Source organism: Roseovarius sp. A-2 (genome assembly GCF_002072155.1).
GTDB lineage: Bacteria > Pseudomonadota > Alphaproteobacteria > Rhodobacterales > Rhodobacteraceae > Roseovarius.
Window position 1 is genome coordinate 39,256 of sequence record NZ_BDIY01000011.1, and the last position, 16,011, is coordinate 55,266.

The 16,011-nt window shown below is 65.0% G+C and carries 19 protein-coding genes and 1 tRNA gene; 8 read left to right on the forward strand and 12 right to left on the reverse strand.

The annotated features are described in order from the left end of the window. The first annotated feature begins 24 nt into the window (after nt 1-24). Nucleotides 25-1,290 carry a glutamate-5-semialdehyde dehydrogenase gene (locus BHD06_RS13395; RefSeq protein ID WP_080457556.1) on the forward strand — a complete coding sequence of 422 codons (1,266 nt, stop codon included), beginning with the start codon at nt 25-27 and terminating at the stop codon, nt 1,288-1,290. A 17-nt stretch (nt 1,291-1,307) separates the two neighbouring features. Here BHD06_RS13395 and BHD06_RS13400 read toward each other — a convergent pair whose 3' ends face one another. Beyond that, the gene (locus BHD06_RS13400) at nt 1,308-1,904 is read right to left on the reverse strand and encodes a histidine phosphotransferase family protein (protein ID WP_080457489.1); all 597 of its coding nucleotides are present in this window, start codon (nt 1,902-1,904) and stop codon (nt 1,308-1,310) included. A 29-nt stretch (nt 1,905-1,933) separates the two neighbouring features. On the opposite strand from BHD06_RS13400, the gene BHD06_RS13405 reads away from it, so the two are divergent. From BHD06_RS13405 to BHD06_RS13415, 3 genes are all read left to right on the forward strand, one after another. Then, nucleotides 1,934-2,116, forward strand: a complete 183-nt coding sequence (locus tag BHD06_RS13405; RefSeq protein ID WP_080457490.1) for a DUF3553 domain-containing protein — start codon at nt 1,934-1,936, stop codon at nt 2,114-2,116. Between the two features lie 106 nt (nt 2,117-2,222). Continuing rightward, complete coding sequence (locus BHD06_RS13410; RefSeq protein ID WP_080457491.1) at nt 2,223-2,990, forward strand: GNAT family N-acetyltransferase; 768 nt, start codon at nt 2,223-2,225, stop codon at nt 2,988-2,990. Further along, the gene (locus tag BHD06_RS13415) at nt 2,987-3,820 is read left to right on the forward strand and encodes a 1-acyl-sn-glycerol-3-phosphate acyltransferase (RefSeq protein ID WP_254892416.1); all 834 of its coding nucleotides are present in this window, start codon (nt 2,987-2,989) and stop codon (nt 3,818-3,820) included. The genes BHD06_RS13410 and BHD06_RS13415 overlap by 4 nt, the downstream gene beginning before the upstream one ends. A 9-nt stretch (nt 3,821-3,829) precedes the next feature. Here the strand turns inward: BHD06_RS13415 and BHD06_RS13420 are convergent, their stop codons facing one another. From BHD06_RS13420 to BHD06_RS13455, 8 genes are all read right to left on the reverse strand, one after another. Next, nucleotides 3,830-4,906 carry a 2'-deoxycytidine 5'-triphosphate deaminase gene (locus tag BHD06_RS13420; RefSeq protein WP_080457493.1) on the reverse strand — a complete coding sequence of 359 codons (1,077 nt, stop codon included), beginning with the start codon at nt 4,904-4,906 and terminating at the stop codon, nt 3,830-3,832. Between the two features lie 79 nt (nt 4,907-4,985). Next, a tRNA-Pro gene (locus BHD06_RS13425) sits at nt 4,986-5,062 on the reverse strand. 57 nt (nt 5,063-5,119) lie between these two features. Next, nucleotides 5,120-6,055 carry a MerR family transcriptional regulator gene (locus BHD06_RS13430; RefSeq protein WP_080457494.1) on the reverse strand — a complete coding sequence of 312 codons (936 nt, stop codon included), beginning with the start codon at nt 6,053-6,055 and terminating at the stop codon, nt 5,120-5,122. Between the two features lie 14 nt (nt 6,056-6,069). Further along, nucleotides 6,070-6,372 (reverse strand): integration host factor subunit alpha, encoded by a 303-nt coding sequence (ihfA, locus tag BHD06_RS13435; protein WP_080457495.1) that lies wholly within the window; start codon nt 6,370-6,372, stop codon nt 6,070-6,072. Nucleotides 6,373-6,481: 109 nt separating this feature from the next. Further along, nucleotides 6,482-7,456 carry a beta-ketoacyl-ACP synthase III gene (locus BHD06_RS13440; RefSeq protein ID WP_080457496.1) on the reverse strand — a complete coding sequence of 325 codons (975 nt, stop codon included), beginning with the start codon at nt 7,454-7,456 and terminating at the stop codon, nt 6,482-6,484. Further along, the gene (plsX, locus tag BHD06_RS13445; RefSeq protein ID WP_080457497.1) at nt 7,453-8,559 is read right to left on the reverse strand and encodes a phosphate acyltransferase PlsX; all 1,107 of its coding nucleotides are present in this window, start codon (nt 8,557-8,559) and stop codon (nt 7,453-7,455) included. The genes BHD06_RS13440 and plsX overlap by 4 nt, the downstream gene beginning before the upstream one ends. A 22-nt stretch (nt 8,560-8,581) precedes the next feature. After that, on the reverse strand, nt 8,582-8,788 hold the full coding sequence (rpmF, locus tag BHD06_RS13450; protein WP_050661262.1) for a 50S ribosomal protein L32: 207 nt from the start codon (nt 8,786-8,788) through the stop codon (nt 8,582-8,584). A gap of 165 nt (nt 8,789-8,953) precedes the next feature. Next, nucleotides 8,954-9,520 (reverse strand): DUF177 domain-containing protein, encoded by a 567-nt coding sequence (locus tag BHD06_RS13455; protein ID WP_254892417.1) that lies wholly within the window; start codon nt 9,518-9,520, stop codon nt 8,954-8,956. A 79-nt stretch (nt 9,521-9,599) separates the two neighbouring features. Between BHD06_RS13455 and BHD06_RS13460 the strand changes: the two genes are divergently transcribed. The 4 genes from BHD06_RS13460 to BHD06_RS13475 all read left to right on the forward strand — a co-directional run bounded on the left by BHD06_RS13460 (nt 9,600) and on the right by BHD06_RS13475 (nt 13,569). Then, nucleotides 9,600-10,070 carry an outer membrane protein assembly factor BamE gene (locus BHD06_RS13460; RefSeq protein WP_080457498.1) on the forward strand — a complete coding sequence of 157 codons (471 nt, stop codon included), beginning with the start codon at nt 9,600-9,602 and terminating at the stop codon, nt 10,068-10,070. Nucleotides 10,071-10,149: 79 nt separating this feature from the next. Further along, nucleotides 10,150-10,881: a GNAT family N-acetyltransferase gene (locus BHD06_RS13465; protein ID WP_080457499.1), complete on the forward strand. Its 732-nt coding sequence runs from the start codon at nt 10,150-10,152 to the stop codon at nt 10,879-10,881. Between the two features lie 41 nt (nt 10,882-10,922). Then, entirely contained in the window at nt 10,923-12,740 is a 1,818-nt protein-coding gene (locus BHD06_RS13470; protein ID WP_080457500.1) for an ABC-F family ATP-binding cassette domain-containing protein, read from the forward strand. A gap of 43 nt (nt 12,741-12,783) precedes the next feature. Continuing rightward, a complete protein-coding gene (locus BHD06_RS13475) occupies nt 12,784-13,569 on the forward strand; it encodes a potassium channel family protein (protein ID WP_080457558.1) in 786 nt (261 codons plus the stop codon). Between the two features lie 7 nt (nt 13,570-13,576). Here the strand turns inward: BHD06_RS13475 and BHD06_RS13480 are convergent, their stop codons facing one another. The 3 genes from BHD06_RS13480 to BHD06_RS13490 all read right to left on the reverse strand — a co-directional run bounded on the left by BHD06_RS13480 (nt 13,577) and on the right by BHD06_RS13490 (nt 16,005). Then, on the reverse strand, nt 13,577-14,332 hold the full coding sequence (locus BHD06_RS13480) for an SDR family NAD(P)-dependent oxidoreductase (protein WP_080457501.1): 756 nt from the start codon (nt 14,330-14,332) through the stop codon (nt 13,577-13,579). A 99-nt stretch (nt 14,333-14,431) separates the two neighbouring features. After that, nucleotides 14,432-15,256, reverse strand: a complete 825-nt coding sequence (locus BHD06_RS13485) for an ABC transporter permease (protein ID WP_080457559.1) — start codon at nt 15,254-15,256, stop codon at nt 14,432-14,434. After that, nucleotides 15,253-16,005: an ABC transporter permease gene (locus BHD06_RS13490; protein ID WP_080457502.1), complete on the reverse strand. Its 753-nt coding sequence runs from the start codon at nt 16,003-16,005 to the stop codon at nt 15,253-15,255. The genes BHD06_RS13485 and BHD06_RS13490 overlap by 4 nt, the downstream gene beginning before the upstream one ends. Nucleotides 16,006-16,011 lie beyond the last annotated feature (6 nt).

Sequence of the window (16,011 nt, forward strand, 5' to 3'; positions counted from 1 at the left end):
GACGTGTTTGCAGGGGGCGAGACCATGAAGGACCAGACCGACATTGCCGCGCTGATGGCCGAGATCGGCGCGCGGGCGCGCGCAGCGGCGGCGGAACTTGCCGTGGCCGATCCCGCCACCAAGCGCCATGCGCTCGAGGCCGCCGCCGATGCAGTCTGGCAGGGGCGCGATGCGATCCTGACCGCAAATGCCGAGGATCTGGCGCTTGGCCGCGACAAGGGGCTGTCTGCGGCGATGATGGACCGGCTGGCGCTCGATGAGGCCCGGATCAAGGCCATGGTCGAGGGGCTGCGCGCGGTGGCGGCACAAGACGACCCGGTGGGCGAGGTTCTGGCGGAATGGGATCAGCCGTCGGGCATTCACATCCGCCGCGTGCGCACGCCCCTCGGTGTGATCGGCGTGATCTATGAGAGCCGCCCCAACGTGACCGCCGATGCCGGCGCGCTCTGCCTGAAATCCGGCAATGCGGTGATCCTGCGCGGCGGCTCAGAGAGCTTTCATTCCTCGGGTGCGATCCATGCCTGTCTGGTCGAGGGCCTGCGCGCCGCCGACCTGCCCGAGGACGCAATTCAGCGTGTGCCCACCCGTGACCGCGCGGCGGTGCAGGAAATGCTGACCATGACCGATACGATTGACGTGATCGTGCCGCGCGGCGGCAAGGGGCTGGTCGGCCTTGTTCAGCGCGAGGCGCGGGTGCCGGTCTTTGCCCATCTCGAAGGGATCGTGCATATCTATCTCGATGCCGGGGCCGACCCGGAGAAAGCCCTGCGCGTCGTGCTCAACGCCAAGACGCGCCGCACGGGGATTTGCGGCGCGGCGGAATGCCTGCTGATCCATCGCGATGTGGTGGGCACCATCGGGCAGGGGGTGATCCGCGCGTTGATCGATGCGGGCGTCGAGGTGCGCGCCGATGAGACGCTGTCGGGGATCGACGGTACGGTGTCTGCCGGCCCTGAGGATTGGGGCTGTGAGTATCTCGACAGTATCATCGCGGCCAAGGTGGTCGAGGATATCGACGGCGCGATTGCCCATATCCGCCGCTACGGCTCGAACCACACCGATTGCATCGTGACCGAGGATGATGCGGCAGCCGAGCGGTTTTTTGCCCGGCTCGACAGCGCCATCCTGATGCGCAACGCCTCCACCCAATTCGCCGATGGGGGCGAGTTCGGAATGGGGGCCGAGATCGGCATCGCCACTGGCAAGATGCACGCGCGTGGGCCGGTTGGCGCGGCGCAGCTCACGAGTTTCAAATATCTGGTCGAGGGCGACGGCGCGACGCGGGCCTGAGCACGGGCAGCGGCGCGTCAGACCGTGAGCGTAAGCCGATCCGCCGTGTGGTAATGATCGGCGCGCGCACCCTGCGCTGCGAGACAGTCGCGCAGCAGGCGAAACTCCACGTGGCGCGGGTCCGAGACGGGTAGGGGCGTGTCGCCGCTGAGCCCCTCCCAGAGCGCGGCATCGACGGTGACACCGGTGCCGGTTGCGGTGATCCGCGTGGCCGCCGGGCAGCCCGAGACCTGCAACACCCCACCGCGCGGCAGCGCCGCCTCGGCGGCGAGGCAGGCAAGCGCGATGATCTGGGCGCGGGCACGCGACGTGCTGCCCGTTAGCCGCCAGTCGAGCGTCAGCCGCGACTTGGTCACGTAATGGGCGGCGAGAATGCCATGCAGCGCCTCGGTGGTGACATCGCCGCCCGCGCGCCCGAAGGCAAGCCGCGCGAGATCGAGCGAGGCGCGCGCGCCGCGCAGGCTGTCGCGCAGGAGGGTCAGTTCCGCGCTCTCAACCAGGCCCGAAAGCGTGAGCAGTTCCAGACCGTTGGCGATGGCCCCGAGAGGGCTTGCCAGATCGTGACAGATGCGCGAGCCTATCAGCGCGGCAAGCGCGGGATCATTTTGCGGCATGGTGGAGACCGTTTGGCGCGGAGGGTGACATGAGCGACATGAATTCGATCCTCGAGCCGGGGATGCTGGTCGAACATCCCGAGCGTCCGGATTGGGGCGTGGGGCAGGTACAGTCTAATATCGGCGGGCGCATTACGGTCAACTTTCGCGAAGAGGGCAAGGTTGTGATCGACGGATCACGGGTGGAGCTGCGTCCGGTTCTTGATCCCTGATCAAGGTTATCAAATCGTTAACATCCGCCAAGCCCGCATGCGCGGGCGGCGTTGCACTTTGTCGTGAGCTTGCCTAGAACCGCGACAGAACACAGAGACGAGGCCGATGACCGCCACCGCCCCCAAGTTCCGTGTGAAACTGGCCGAGACCGAGGCGGAGGTGCGCGCCGCGCAAGCCTTGCGCTACGAGGTCTTTGTCGAGGAACTGGGCAGCGACGGCGCGATGGTCGATCATGCCGCACGGCTGGAGCGTGACCGCTTCGACGCCTTCTTCGACCACCTCCTGCTGCTTGATACAACGCGGGCAGATGCCGTGGTCGGCGTCTACCGGCTGTTGCGCGACGATCAGGCGGCGCGCGCGGGGCAGTTCTATTCCGAGGACGAATATGAACTGGGCGTGTTGCGGCAGAGCGGGCGGCGGCTTCTGGAATTGGGCCGGTCCTGCCTTGCCAAACCCTATCGCGGCGGGCTGGGCATGTATCACCTCTGGCAGGGGCTGAGCGACTATGTCGATGCGCATGGCAGCGACATTCTCTTTGGCGTCGCGAGTTTTCATGGCACCGACGTGCAGCGGCTGGCGTTGCCGCTGTCGCTGTTGCATCACCGTCACCTCGCGCCGCCCGAGTTACGGGTACGGGCGCGGCCCGAGTATTTCCAGCCGATGGATCTGATCGCGGAGGAAGCGCTTGACCGGCGCGCGGCGATGGTGCAGGTGCCCCCCTTGATCAAAGCCTATCTGCGGCTTGGCGGTCATGTCGGTGAGGGGGCCTATGTGGATCATGCCTTCAATACCACCGATGTATGCCTGATCATGGACACCGCGCGGCTGAGTGCCACGCAACGGGCGATCTACACCAAGGGGGCGGCGCGGTGAGCGTGACCTGGCGCTCGGGTGCGCCGCTGCCCGACGTGCCGCGCGGCGCGGGGCACTGGCCTCGGGTCGCGTTGCGCGGCTCGCTTCTGGTGCTGCTGCTGTTGGCTGGAGTGCTGGCGACGTTGCCGCTACGGTTGATCGAGCGGCCGGTCTATGGCGCGCACCGGCCCTGGACACCGGCGATCACCAAATGGGTGAGCCGGTCGGTCTTCGTCATCCTTGGCATGACGCATCGCATCGAGGGACAGCCGCTGACCGGCCCAGGCGCGGTGGTTTGCAATCACGTCTCCTGGCTCGATATCTTCGCGCTCAACGCGCGCAAGCGGGTGTATTTCGTGTCGAAATCCGAGGTGGCGGGCTGGCCCGGGATCGGCAATCTGGCGCGGCTGACCGGCACCGTCTTCATCAAGCGCGACCGGCGCGAGGCCCGAGCGCAGACCGCGATCTTTGCAGAACGGTTGAGGTTGGGGCACAGGCTGCTGTTTTTCCCCGAGGGAAGTTCGACCGACGGAATGCAGATTATCCAATTTAAATCAACGCTTTTCGAGGCGTTTTTCAACCTGGATAAGGCGCAACCGATGCAGGTGCAGCCAGTCACGCTGATCTATGATGCGCCCACCGATCAGGATCCTCGCTTTTATGGCTGGTGGGGCGACATGAGCTTTGGTGGGCATCTTGTGCAGGTGCTGGGCGCACCCCGACAGGGCGGTGTCACGGTGATCTATCACGCACCGCTGCGGGTGGCGGAGTTCAGAGATCGCAAGGTGCTTGCGGCGGCTGCGGAGGCGGCGGTGCGCGCGGGCATGCCGGAGGATCGGCGCGGGCCCTGAACGCGTGGCTCAGGTCTTGAAATGCTTGGAAAGCTTGAGGCCCTGGCCCTGGTAGTTCGACGCGAGATCCGCGCCATAAAGCTGTTCGGGCACCTCGTCCATCCGCTCATAGACCAGCCGCCCGACGATCTGGCCATGCTCCAGAACAAAGGGCGCCTCGTGGCAGCGCACTTCGAGCACGCCGCGCGATCCGGCCCCGCCTGCCGCCACATGGCCGAAACCGGGATCGAAAAAGCCCGCGTAATGCACGCGGAATTCGCCCACCATGGCCAGGTAGGGGGCCATCTCGGCAGCGTATTGAGGCGGTATATGCACTGCCTCGCGGCTGACAAGGATATAGAACGCCCCGGGATCGAGGATGATATGACCGTTCTCGGCATGCACCTCTTCCCAGTAGTCGGCAGGCGCGTAGTGGCCGATCCGGTCGAGGTCGATCACGCCTGTATGCGGTTTGGCACGATAGCCCACGAGCGTGCCGGTCGCGGGGCGCAGATCGACGGAGAAGCCAAGCCCCTCGTCGATCACCGCCGCGTTGCCGTCGACCAATGGGGTCTCGGCATGCAGTGCGCGCAGCGCGTCATCCGAAAGGACCGCCTGTCCGGCACGAAAGCGGATCTGGTTGAGCCGCATGCCGGGGCGCACCAGCACCGAAAAGGAGCGCGGGCAAATCTCGGCATAAAGCGGTCCGGCATAGCCCGGGGCGACGCGGTCGAACTCAACCCCGCCATCGGTGATCACGCGGGTCAGCAGGTCAAGCCGCCCGGTGGAGGATTTGGCATTGGCCACCGCCTGCACGCCCCCGGGAAGGTCAAGGCGTTCCATCAACGGGACGACATAGACGCAGCCCTTTTCCAGCACCGCGCCGGGCCCGAGGTCGATGCGGTGCATCTCGAATTCGCCAAGCCGGTCGGCGACGCTGCGACCGCCGCCGGTAAGGAACGAGGCGCGCACCCGGTAGGCGACCTGCCCGAGGCGCAGATCGAGGCTCGCGGGCTGGATCTGTTCGGGCAGGATGTCGGGGCTGCCCGAAAGCGTGCCCGCCGCAATCATCCGCTTGATCTGCTGGCTGGATACAACCCCGGTCATCGCGGGCCCCCTCTGCGCGTGCCCCGCATCCGTTTTGCGGTGCCCGAGGGGCCGAGGCGGGCGGGATCGTCGGTAAATTTGGTCGGGCTAGCAGGACTCGAACCTGCGACCTTCCGTCCCCCAGACGGACGCGCTACCAGGCTGCGCCATAGCCCGACGATGCGCTGTTCATACCGGTTTTCCGGGTGGGGACAAGGGGGAAATCCCAAAATTTCAGGTTCCCGACACGTCGTTTGCGTCTTTCTTGACCGCGCAGGTGCGCAACCGGTTCGACAGCCCCGAGAGTTCGGCTGCAAGGTCGCGCGAGACGGGGTGCTTGAGCGCCGCAAGAGCGCTGAGAGCGCCGGGCGCACCGGGCAAGTCGTCGGCAGGGTCGGCGGGCAGGTCGGGCAGCGGGGGCAGGGACGGGGCGGCGGGGTCGGATGGCTCCGCCTGGGGTTCCGGGTGCTCTTGCTCTGAGTCCGCCTGCGGCCGGTCCGCGATGTCATCGGCAAAGATGTTATCCGGGGGCGTGTCCTCGGGCACCGGGGGCGGGTCGGGGTGCGTATCGTTTTCCGGGGGGGAGGTCAGATCCGGCTCCGGCGCGGTCTCGACGGGGGTTGCGGTGTCTACCTCCGGCTCTGCCTCTGCCTCTGGATCGCTCTCGGACGCGGGCCTCGCGCCTATCGTTTCAAAGGGGCGCGCGTCAGGGCCTTCATCGGTATCCGCCGAGGCGGTGGGGGTTGGCGTATCCTCGGCGTCGTCCCCGGTCATGTCCTCGGGGGCGGCGCTTTCGGCTTCGGGCCGGGGGCCGGGGCGTTCGAAGGCCAGAACCTGCGCCGGTGCGGCCGGATCCGGCGTGGCCATGTCCAATGTCTTGTCCTCGGACCCGTCGTCAAGATATTGCGACAGGGCCGCGACATGCCGCACGCCCTCTTCGCGCAAGAGCTTTTGCACGCCCTTGATGGTCATGCCCTCGTCATGCAGCAGCGCCTTGATCCCGCCCAGAAGGCGCATGTCGGAAGGCCGGTAATACCGCCGTCCACCCGCGCGTTTGACCGGCTTGATCTGGGTGAACTTGCTTTCCCAGAACCGCAGGACATGCGCTGGCACCTCCAGCCATTCGGCAACCTCGCTGATGGTGCGAAAGGCGTCGGCGGATTTGGCCATTCCCTACTGCGTCCTCAGCTCTTGTTGCCAGCGGCGACGCGGCCTTTCATCAGGTGGGATGGTCGGAACGTCAGCACGCGGCGGGGGTTGATCGGAACCTCTTCGCCGGTCTTTGGATTGCGGCCCACGCGGGCGGTCTTGTCGCGGACCGAGAACGTCCCGAAGGACGAAATCTTGACCTGTTCACCGTCGACCAGCGCATCGGACATGTGGCCCAGAACGCTCTCGACCATTTGCGCCGCGTCATTGCGCGACAGGCCGACTTCGCGAAAAATCGCTTCGCTCAAATCCATGCGTGTTAGTGTCTTGTTGGCCATCACGTCCCCGCTGTTTTTTGGGATACTTTGCGGGAAGGCAATTTCCGAGTCAATGTCAACGGTTTAGGCGGCGCCCTTGAACCGCGCTTTTTTGCGCAATTCCGGGCAATTACCAGCGCATGACAACCGCGCCCCAGGCCAGACCACCGCCGATCGCCTCTGAAAGCACGAGGTCGCCGGGCTTGATCCGGCCCTCGGCGACGCCGACGGACATGGCCAGCGGGATGGACGCGGCGGAGGTGTTGCCGTGATCCTGTACGGTGACGATCACGCGGTCCATCGGCAGGCCCATCTTCTTGGCGGTGCCCTGGATGATGCGAATATTGGCCTGATGTGGCACGATCCAATCGACATCGGGGCCGCTCAACCCGATCTTGGCGAGGGCCGTTTCAGCAGTGGAGGTGAGTTTTTCGACGGCCTGCCGGAAGAGCGGGTTGCCCTGCATCCGCAGTTTCCCCGCAGTGCCGGTGCTGGAGACACCGCCATCGACATAGAGCATGTCGCGATACCGCCCGTCGGAATTGAGATCCGAGGACAGGATGCCGCGATCGGCATTGCTGCCCTCGCCATCCTGCGCCCCGAGGATCAGGGCACCCGCACCGTCGCCGAAGAGCACGCAGGTCGAGCGATCGGTCCAATCCATGATGCGGCTGAAGGTCTCGGCACCAATCACCAGAAGCCGGTTCGCCTGACCCGTCAGGATGAGCGCGTTGGCGGTGGTCAGCGCGTAGATGAACCCGGCGCAGACCGCCTGCACGTCAAAGCCGAAGCCGTGCGTCATGCCAAGATCTTTCTGCACCATGGTGGCGACAGAGGGAAAGGTCAGGTCGGGGGTGGAGGTGGCCACGATCACCCCGTCGATGTCCTCGGGCACCAGCCCGGCCTGCTCGAGCGCCGCGCGCGCGGCGCGGAGCGCGAGATCCGAGGTCGTCTGACCTTCCGCCGCGAAACGGCGGCGCTCGATCCCCGACCGGGTACGGATCCACTCGTCGGTGGTGTCGAGGGTCTTTTCGAATTCGGAGTTGGGGACGATGCGGTCGGGCAGGTAGTGACCGGCCCCCTCGATGACGGCACGGCGGGTCATTCTGACTCCTTGTCGGGCGTGTTCTCGGCGCTTTCGCCGTCCTCCAGAAGCGCGGCTGAGGCCACGCGCGCGGCCAACCGTTCGGTGAAATTCGACTGCGCCAGTTCGAAGGCAAGCTTGATCGCGGCGCTGACGCCCATTTCATCCGCCGATCCGTGCGACTTCACGACCGTGCCATTAAGGCCGAGAAACACCCCGCCATTGGCGCGGCGTGGGTCGATCCGCTTTTTCATGCGCCGCAGCGATGTCAGCGCCATCAGCGAAGCGAGCCGTGACAGCAGCGAATATGCGAACGCCTCCCGCAGGAGATCGCCAGCCAGCTTGGCGGTGCCCTCGCCGGTCTTGAGCGCCACGTTGCCGGTAAAGCCGTCGGTCACGATCACGTCACAGACGGTGCCGGGCAGGTCGCGCCCCTCGACGAAGCCGACGAATTCGAAATCCGCGCTGCGGGCATTCGCGGCGATGAGATCGTAGGCTTCGCGTAACTCGGCGCGGCCCTTGTGCTCTTCGGTGCCGACGTTGAGCAGGCCGATGCGCGGGCGCGCGAGGCCAAACCCGTTACGCGCGTAGGACGCCCCCATCAGCGCGTATTGCATAAGGTCCTTGGCATCGGCCCGGATATCGGCCCCGCCATCGAGCATGATGTTGTGCTCTTGCGGGTTCTGCGACGGCCACATCACCGCGATGGCCGGGCGATAGATGCCAGGCAGCTTGCGCAACCGCAGGACCGACATCAGCATCAGCGCGCCGGTATTGCCGCACGAGACGCAGACCGTCGCCTCGCCGTTGCGCACCGATTCGAGGGCCGACCACATCGAGGTGTCCCGCCCGTGCCGCACGACGCTGCTCGGCTTGTCGTTCATGGTCACGACATCTGGCGCATGACGGATCTCGCAGCGCCCCTCAAGCCCCCGCCGCTTGGCGAGGAGGCGTTCCAGTTCGTCGCGCGGTCCGTGGACGATAAAGCCGATCTCGGGATTTTTCCGGGCGGAATGCACAATGCCCGCGACAACCGCCGCGGGCCCCTGATCGCCGCCCATTGCGTCAACCGAGATGATTGTGCGCGTCGCACGCGTCTTGATCTGGTCCATCCGCGCGGTCATTCGGCATGTCGCCTTCGAGTGTTCAGGCCGCGTCGTCTTCCAGGTCGATCTCGTCAACGAGGCTCACGACTTCACGGTCAGCGTAGTGGCCGCAGGCGGCGCAGACGTGATGCGGGCGCTTGAGCTCGCCGCAATTGGGGCATTCGTTCGGGTTGCCCGCAACCAGCGAGTCATGCGCGCGACGGTTGTTGCGGCGCGATTTCGATACTTTGTTCTGTTGGACGGCCATGTCACAACCTCAATTCCTGTGGGCCATTCGGCCCGGTTTCACGAGTGTCAGCGGCTCTTAATCCGTAGTGAGCCGCCGGTTCAACCCTCAATTCCGATGAGTGCGCGAAAATACAGAGATTTGTTGCCGGGGCAAGCGATTCTTCGTGCCAGCGAAGCGCGTGCGTCAGTCATCGCTGTCCAGCCGGTCGCGCAGGGCCTTGAGGCCTGCAAAGGGCTTGGTATCCTCGTCGGTAAGCGGCTCTGCACCCTCGGCGGCGGCGGTCATCTGGCCGAGTTCCACGTCGTCACGGCGCGGCCAGGGGGGCAGCGCAAGGCTGAGCGCCTCGATCATCACGCGGCGCAGGTCGATTTCGTGCCCCAGGGGTTCGAGCGTGTCATCCTCGGGCATTTCCATTTCCTCGCCCGGCACCACATCCTCGAACGTCGCGTCGGGTGTGAAGAGCCGCGCCACCGGCTCGTCGATCCGGGTCGTCACGGGATCAAGCGTCACCACGCAGGGCTGCACGACCGTCGCGCCCAACTCCGCGCTGAGCCGCCAATCCGTGCGCCCCTCCGTCGCGAGGTGCCCGCGCAGGCGCAGCTTGCGCAACTCCAGAAGACCAAGGTCATCCGCGATACGCTTGCGTGCCTCGGCATCCGGCACGATCTCGAAGCCGATCTCGTCCTTGCCGCGCAGCTGCGCGAGGCGGATCGTATCGGACTTGTGCATCTGCTCGCTTGCGTTTGCCATCGCTTCCTTTCTTGAACCTGCGGCCCACCTTGATGTAAGCGGGATAAAAGCCGCGCGCGGCCATGACAAGAGGGCAGACATGACAGGTACGATATCCCGACTGCTTCGCGGCCTCGTGTTGTGTGGTCTGCTCGGTGTTGCGGCGTGTTCCGCCACCTACAAGAATCACGGCTATATCCCGCCCGAGGAAGACTTGCAGCAACTCGTCGTTGGTGTCGATACGCGCACCACGGTGGATGACGTGGTGGGGCCGCCGTCGCTTTCGGGCATGTCCGATCAGGGTGACTACTATTATGTGCGCATGCGCAAGCGGACCTTTGCCATGTTCCGTCCCGAGGTGATCGAGCGGCAGGTTCTGGCAATCTCGTTCAACGAGGACGACACCATTGCCAATATCGAGACCTTCGGGCTTGAGGATGGGCAGATCGTGCCGCTGGCGCGCCGTGTGACTGACAGTTCGGTGGTCAATAACGGCTTCCTGCGGCAAATGCTGGGCAATATCGGGAACATCAACCCGTTCGGCAGCGGCGGCGCGTTCGGCGATTCCTGAGCCCGCGTCATGCGCCTGTCACGGCTTGTGTGCTACCGCGCGGTTGGCTAGACTCGCGGCATCACGGGATGAGGCGGCAATGACAGGCGAGAGGCGGTATGCGGCGCGATGTGCCTCGGGCCCCGAAGATGTCCGACGGGCGCAGGCATTGCGCGCGGTCGCGTTTCTCGGTCAGGAGGGCGGGCTGGATGTCGATCCCTTCGATGGTATCTGCAATCATATCCTGGTCGAGGAGGGGGCGACCGGGCGGCTTGTCTGCTGTTTTCGAGTTCTCACCCTCAACGATGGCTGCGAGATCGCCCAGAGCTATTCGGCGCAGTTCTACGAGTTGTCGGCGCTTGAGGCGTTCCACGGCAAGATGGCCGAGATGGGCCGGTTCTGCATCGCGCCCGGGCGCAACGATCCTGATATCCTGCGCGTGGCCTGGGCCGAGATGACACGCCTTGTCGATGAGCAGGGGATCGAGATGCTGTTTGGTTGTTCCTCCTTCAAGGGGGTGGAGACCGATGCATATCTCGACGCCTTCGCGGTGCTGCGCGCGCGGCATCTGGCGCCGCGCCGCTGGTGGCCGCAGGTCAAGGCGCCGAGTGTGTTTCGCTTTGCGCAGCGCCTCAAGCGGCATAAGCCCGATCTGAAACAGGCGATGCGCCACATGCCGCCCTTGTTGCGCACCTATCTGATGATGGGCGGATGGGTCAGCGATCATGCGGTGATCGACCGCAATCTGGGCACGTTGCACGTGTTTACCGGGGTCGAGATCGGGGCCATTCCCGACACCCGAAAGCGGCTGTTGCGCGCAATGGCGGGCTGAGGGTGCTTGACCGCGCCGGGGCGGCGGGATAGCCCGCGCCCATGGCACGTGCACCGCTTCTCCAACTCAATGACATTTCCCTGACTTTCGGGGGCGATCCGATTTTTGACGCGCTGTCGCTGGTGGTGCAGCCCGGTGACCGGGTGGCGCTGGTGGGGCGCAACGGATCGGGCAAATCGACGCTGATGAAGGTCATGGCCGGGCTGGTGGAGCCGGACCGGGGCGAGCGCATCGTGACGCCGGGCACGAGTGTCGGCTATATGGAGCAGGAGCCCGAAATGAAGGGCTTTGCCACCCTTGGAGAGTTCGCGATGAGCGAACTCGACGCAGGCGAGATGTACCGCGTCGAGATGGCTGCCGAGGGTTTGAAATTCGACCCCGACCGGCCGGTCGCGACCGCCTCGGGCGGTGAGCGGCGGCGCGCGGCTCTGGCCAAGCTGATGGCCGAGGCGCCCGAATTGATGCTGCTCGACGAGCCGACCAATCACCTAGATATCGAGGCGATCGGCTGGTTGGAGACGCAGCTGCGGGAGACGCGCAAAGGTTATGTGCTGATCAGCCACGACCGTGCGTTTTTGCGTGAGCTTAGCCGCGCAACTCTTTGGATAGACAGGGGGATGACCCGCAGGCAAGAGCGCGGATTCGAGGGTTTTGAGGCTTGGCGCGACAAGGTCTGGGAGGAAGAGGACCAACAGCGCCACAAGCTTAATCGCAAGATCAAGGCCGAGGCCCGGTGGGCCGTCGAAGGCATCAGCGCACGGCGCAAGCGCAATCAGGGCCGGGTGCGCGCCTTGCAGGCGTTGCGAGAGGAGCGCAGCAGTCAGATCCGCCGTCAAGGCACGGCGGCAATGGCGCTCGATTCGGGCCCGTCTTCTGGCCGCAAGGTGATGGAAGCGGACGGAATTTCAAAGCGTTACGATGGTAAGCTCATCTTGAGTGAGTTCAGTATCAAGATTCTGCGCGGCGATCGCGTTGCCTTTGTCGGGCCCAACGGGGTGGGCAAGACGACACTGCTCAAGATGCTGATGGGCGAGGTCGCACCGGATACCGGGCGTGTCACGCATGGCACCAACCTGATGCCCGCCGTGTTCGATCAGGCGCGCGCGCAACTGGCCCCGGAAATGAGCCTTTGGGAGAGCCTCACAGGCGATATAGACATGCGCGTCTCGGGGCAGGCGGATCAGGTGCTGGTGCGCGGGCAACCGCGCCATGTGGTGGGCTATCTGAAGGATTTCCTCTTTGACGAGCGACAGGTGCGCGCACCGGTCAAGTCCTTGTCTGGGGGAGAAAAAGCGCGGCTGTTGCTGGCCAAGCTTATGGCGCGGGAAAGCAACCTGCTGGTGCTTGACGAACCGACCAACGATCTTGATATTGAGACGCTGGACCTGTTGCAGGAACTGCTCGACGATTATGACGGCACCGTCCTGCTGGTCAGCCACGACCGGGATTTTCTCGATCGCGTGGCGACCACGACCATCGCGATGGAGGGCGACGGGCGTGCCACCGCCTATGCCGGCGGCTGGAGCGACTACCGTGCGCAGCGGGGCCGGAACGAAGCCGCGCCGGTAGAGAGAAAAGTAGAAAAAACAGATAGTAAGGCGGCAAAGTCAAAGCAGGATAAGACGTCGAAGTTGAGCTTTACCGACAAGCACCGGCTGGAGGAACTGCCGGGGGTGATCGCGCGGCTGGAGGCCGAGATCGCTAAGCTGGAAGGGCTGCTCGCCGATGCCGATCTGTTCACCCGCGAACCGGTGAAGTTCAAAAAGGCGACCGAAGCGCTGAGCGCGCGGCAGCAGGCGCTGGCGCAGGCCGAGGACGACTGGCTGACACTGGCGGAAAAGGCCGAATCCGAGGGCTGATTTCACCTGTAAATCGCAGGGTTGCGCGGCTATGCTCGCGCATATGAGTTCATCGGATCGCAGCATCAGGGACCGCGTCAGGCTCTTGTACGAGGGTCGCTCAAAACGTGCCACGCGGTTTCGGTACGGGCTGCTGATCTTCGACGCGGTGACCATCGTCTTCTTTCTCGCGACCGCCACACTGCCGCTCAGCCCTGCGCTGATTGCGGCGGATGCGGGAGTGGCCGCGATCATCCTCGCGGATTTTGCCTGTCGGTTGTGGATTTCGGAGAACCGCCTGCGACACTTGCGGCAAATCTACGTGATCGTGGATGTTCTGGTTCTGGCCTCGCTGATCGCCGCGCCGTTCCTGGGGCAGGGCTGGGCGGCGTTGCGGCTGTTGCGGGCGCTGCGGCTGGTGCATTCCTATCACCTGCTCAAGGATCTGCGACGCGATGTGCGGATTTTCCGCCTGTACGAGGATGCGATTCTCGCGACGGTCAACCTGCTGGTGTTCATCTTCGCGATGACCGCGCTCGTGCTGGTGCTGCGCGGCGGGCAGGAGCCGGGGCTGGAGACCTATGTCGATGCGCTCTATTTCACGGTGACGACGCTGACCACCACCGGCTATGGCGATATCCTGATGACCACCGGCACCGGGCGGTTGTTGGCGGTGGGGATCATGCTGGCCGGCGTGGGGTTGTTCCTGCGGTTGGCGCGGGCGATTTTCGTGCCCGCCAAGGTACGGCACAAGTGCCAGGATTGCGGGCTTCTCAAGCAAGACCCCGACGCCATCCATTGCAAGCATTGCGGCCGCGAGTTGAAGATCGAGACCGAGGGCGCGGATTGAGCGCCGCTCAGCGCATCCGCAGCGCGCCGTCGAGGCGGATCACCTCGCCGTTGAGATAGCCGCATTCGACGATGAAGGCCGCCAGCCGCGCGTATTCCTCGGGGTCGCCGAGACGTTTGGGAAAGGTCACTTCAGCGGCAAGGTCGTCCTGCACCTCCTGCGGCAGCCCGCGCATCATCGGGGTGGCGAAAATCCCCGGTGCGATGGCCATGACGCGAATCCCCTCGCGCACGAGATCGCGGGCCATCGGCAACGACAGCCCGACGATCCCGCCCTTGGAGGCGGCATAGGCGGCCTGTCCCTTTTGTCCGTCGAAAGCGGCGATGGAGGCGGTGTTGATGATCACGCCGCGCGCGCCATCCGCGTCCGGCGCATTCGCGGCCATCGCGGCGGCGGCGAGGCGCGCCACGTTGAACGTGCCCACGAGGTTGATGTCGATGGTGCGGCGGAAGGCATCAAGCGGGTGCGGTCCGTCGCGCCCGAGGACCTTGGCCCCCGTGGCGATGCCGGCGCAGTTCACCACTGCGGTGATTCGGCCCATCCGGTCGCGCGCGGTGGCGATGGCGGTGGCGACCGACGCCTCGTCGGTCACGTCGGTCTCGACAAAGCCCGCGCCGATTTCGGTGGCGACATCCGCGCCGCGCACTGGGTCGCGGTCGAGCAGCGTTACCTGCGCGCCCCGCGCCCGGAACTGCCGTGCCGTCGCCTCGCCAAGCCCGGAGGCGCCGCCGGTGATCAGCGCCGCACTGTCCTCGATACGCATTGGATGCCCTCCTGAAAAAATGAACGATTGTTCATTTACCCGTCCCGCGCCGGGCTGTCAAAGCTTGTCTTTGCACGGACCCGCACGGCCCGGATCGTTTCAGGGCTTCGTGGCGGCTTGCCCGGTTGTGGCTGTGGTTGCGCCGGGCGCGCGCGCGCCCGATCCGCGCCGTTCCCAGCGGCTGAAGAGCAGGGTGATGACACCCGCGACCAGCAAGTAGGCTACGGCAAGTAGCAACAGCGGCTCGTAGACGATGAAGGTTTCCGCCCGCACGCGCGAGGAGACGGCGTAGATCTCCATTACCGTGATCGTCGCGACCAGCGGGGTGGCCTTGAGTTGCAGGATGGTCTCGCCGCCCAGCGTCGGCAGCACGTTGCGCACCGCCAGCGGCAGCCAGATCCGGCGGAAGACGGTAACGCGCGACATGCCAAAGGCGCGCCCGGCTTCCAGCTGACCCTTGTCCACGCCTGCGAAGGCCCCGCGCATGACCTCGCCTTCATACCCGGCATAGGACAGGGTCAGTGCCAGAACAGCATAGGGCCAGGCCTGGCGTAGATAGGGCCAAAGCTCGCTGTTGCGGATTTCGGGGAATTGCGGGAACAGTGACCCCAGACCGTAATAGAACAGCCAGATCTGCAACAGCAACGGCGTGCCCCGGATAATGGTGCAGAACGCCCGCGCCGGTGCCGACAGGTACCATGGCCCGATCGCCTGTGCCATGCCAAGCGGTATGGCAAGCAGCATGCCCAGAACCGAGGTGACGACAAGCAGCCAGATCGTCGTCCACAGCCCCTCGACCGCGAGCGGCGCATATTTCGGCAGCCAGTCCCATCGCAGGGCATAGGCGCACCAGATCACGAAGGCCGCGAAGACCGCCATCAGGATCAGCCGGTGAGGTTGCAACAGTGCGCGCAAGCCGGTCATCTGCGGCCCTCCCGCAGCGATGGCTGGCCGCGCCGGGACCATTTCTCGATCCAGCCGAAGACGACGCCGGAGCCCAGTGTCACCATCAGGTAAAGCGCCCCGGCAGCAAGAAAGAAGGTGAAATAGGCCCGCGTGCTGCTGGCCGCCTGGCGGGTTTCGAGGGTCAGTTCGTTAAAGCCCACGATGGCCAGAAGCGCCGTATCCTTGGTGGCGATCAGCCAGAGATTGGCCAGCCCCGGCGTCGCAAAGGACATCATCGCCGGAACCGTCACCCGGCGCATCAGCAGCAGCGGCGGCATGCCAAAGGCGCGTGCTGCTTCGATCTGGCCCGGCGGCACCGCCTGGATCGCGCCGCGCAGCACCTCGGTCGCATAGGCGCCCTGAACGAGCCCGAGCACCCAGATACCGGCGATCACACCGTTGATTTCGACCCGGTCATAGCCCATGGCTTCGGCCGCCTTGTTGATCAGGTCAGAGCCCGCGTAATAGAGGATCAGGATCAGGACGAGTTCCGGCACCGCCCGGATCACCGTGGTATAAATGGCGAGCAGATCGCGTAGGACCGGACCGCCATAGAGTTTTCCGCAGGCTCCAAACAGCCCGATAATCAATCCCAGACCGAACGCCCCGAAAGCGATCTGGAGCGAGTGCAGCAACCCGCGCAGAAGGTTGCTGCCCCAGCCCGGCGGGGACAGGGACAGCAGTTTCAGACTGTCGGCCAGTCCGAAAAATTCAACCAGGGCATCCAAGTCCGG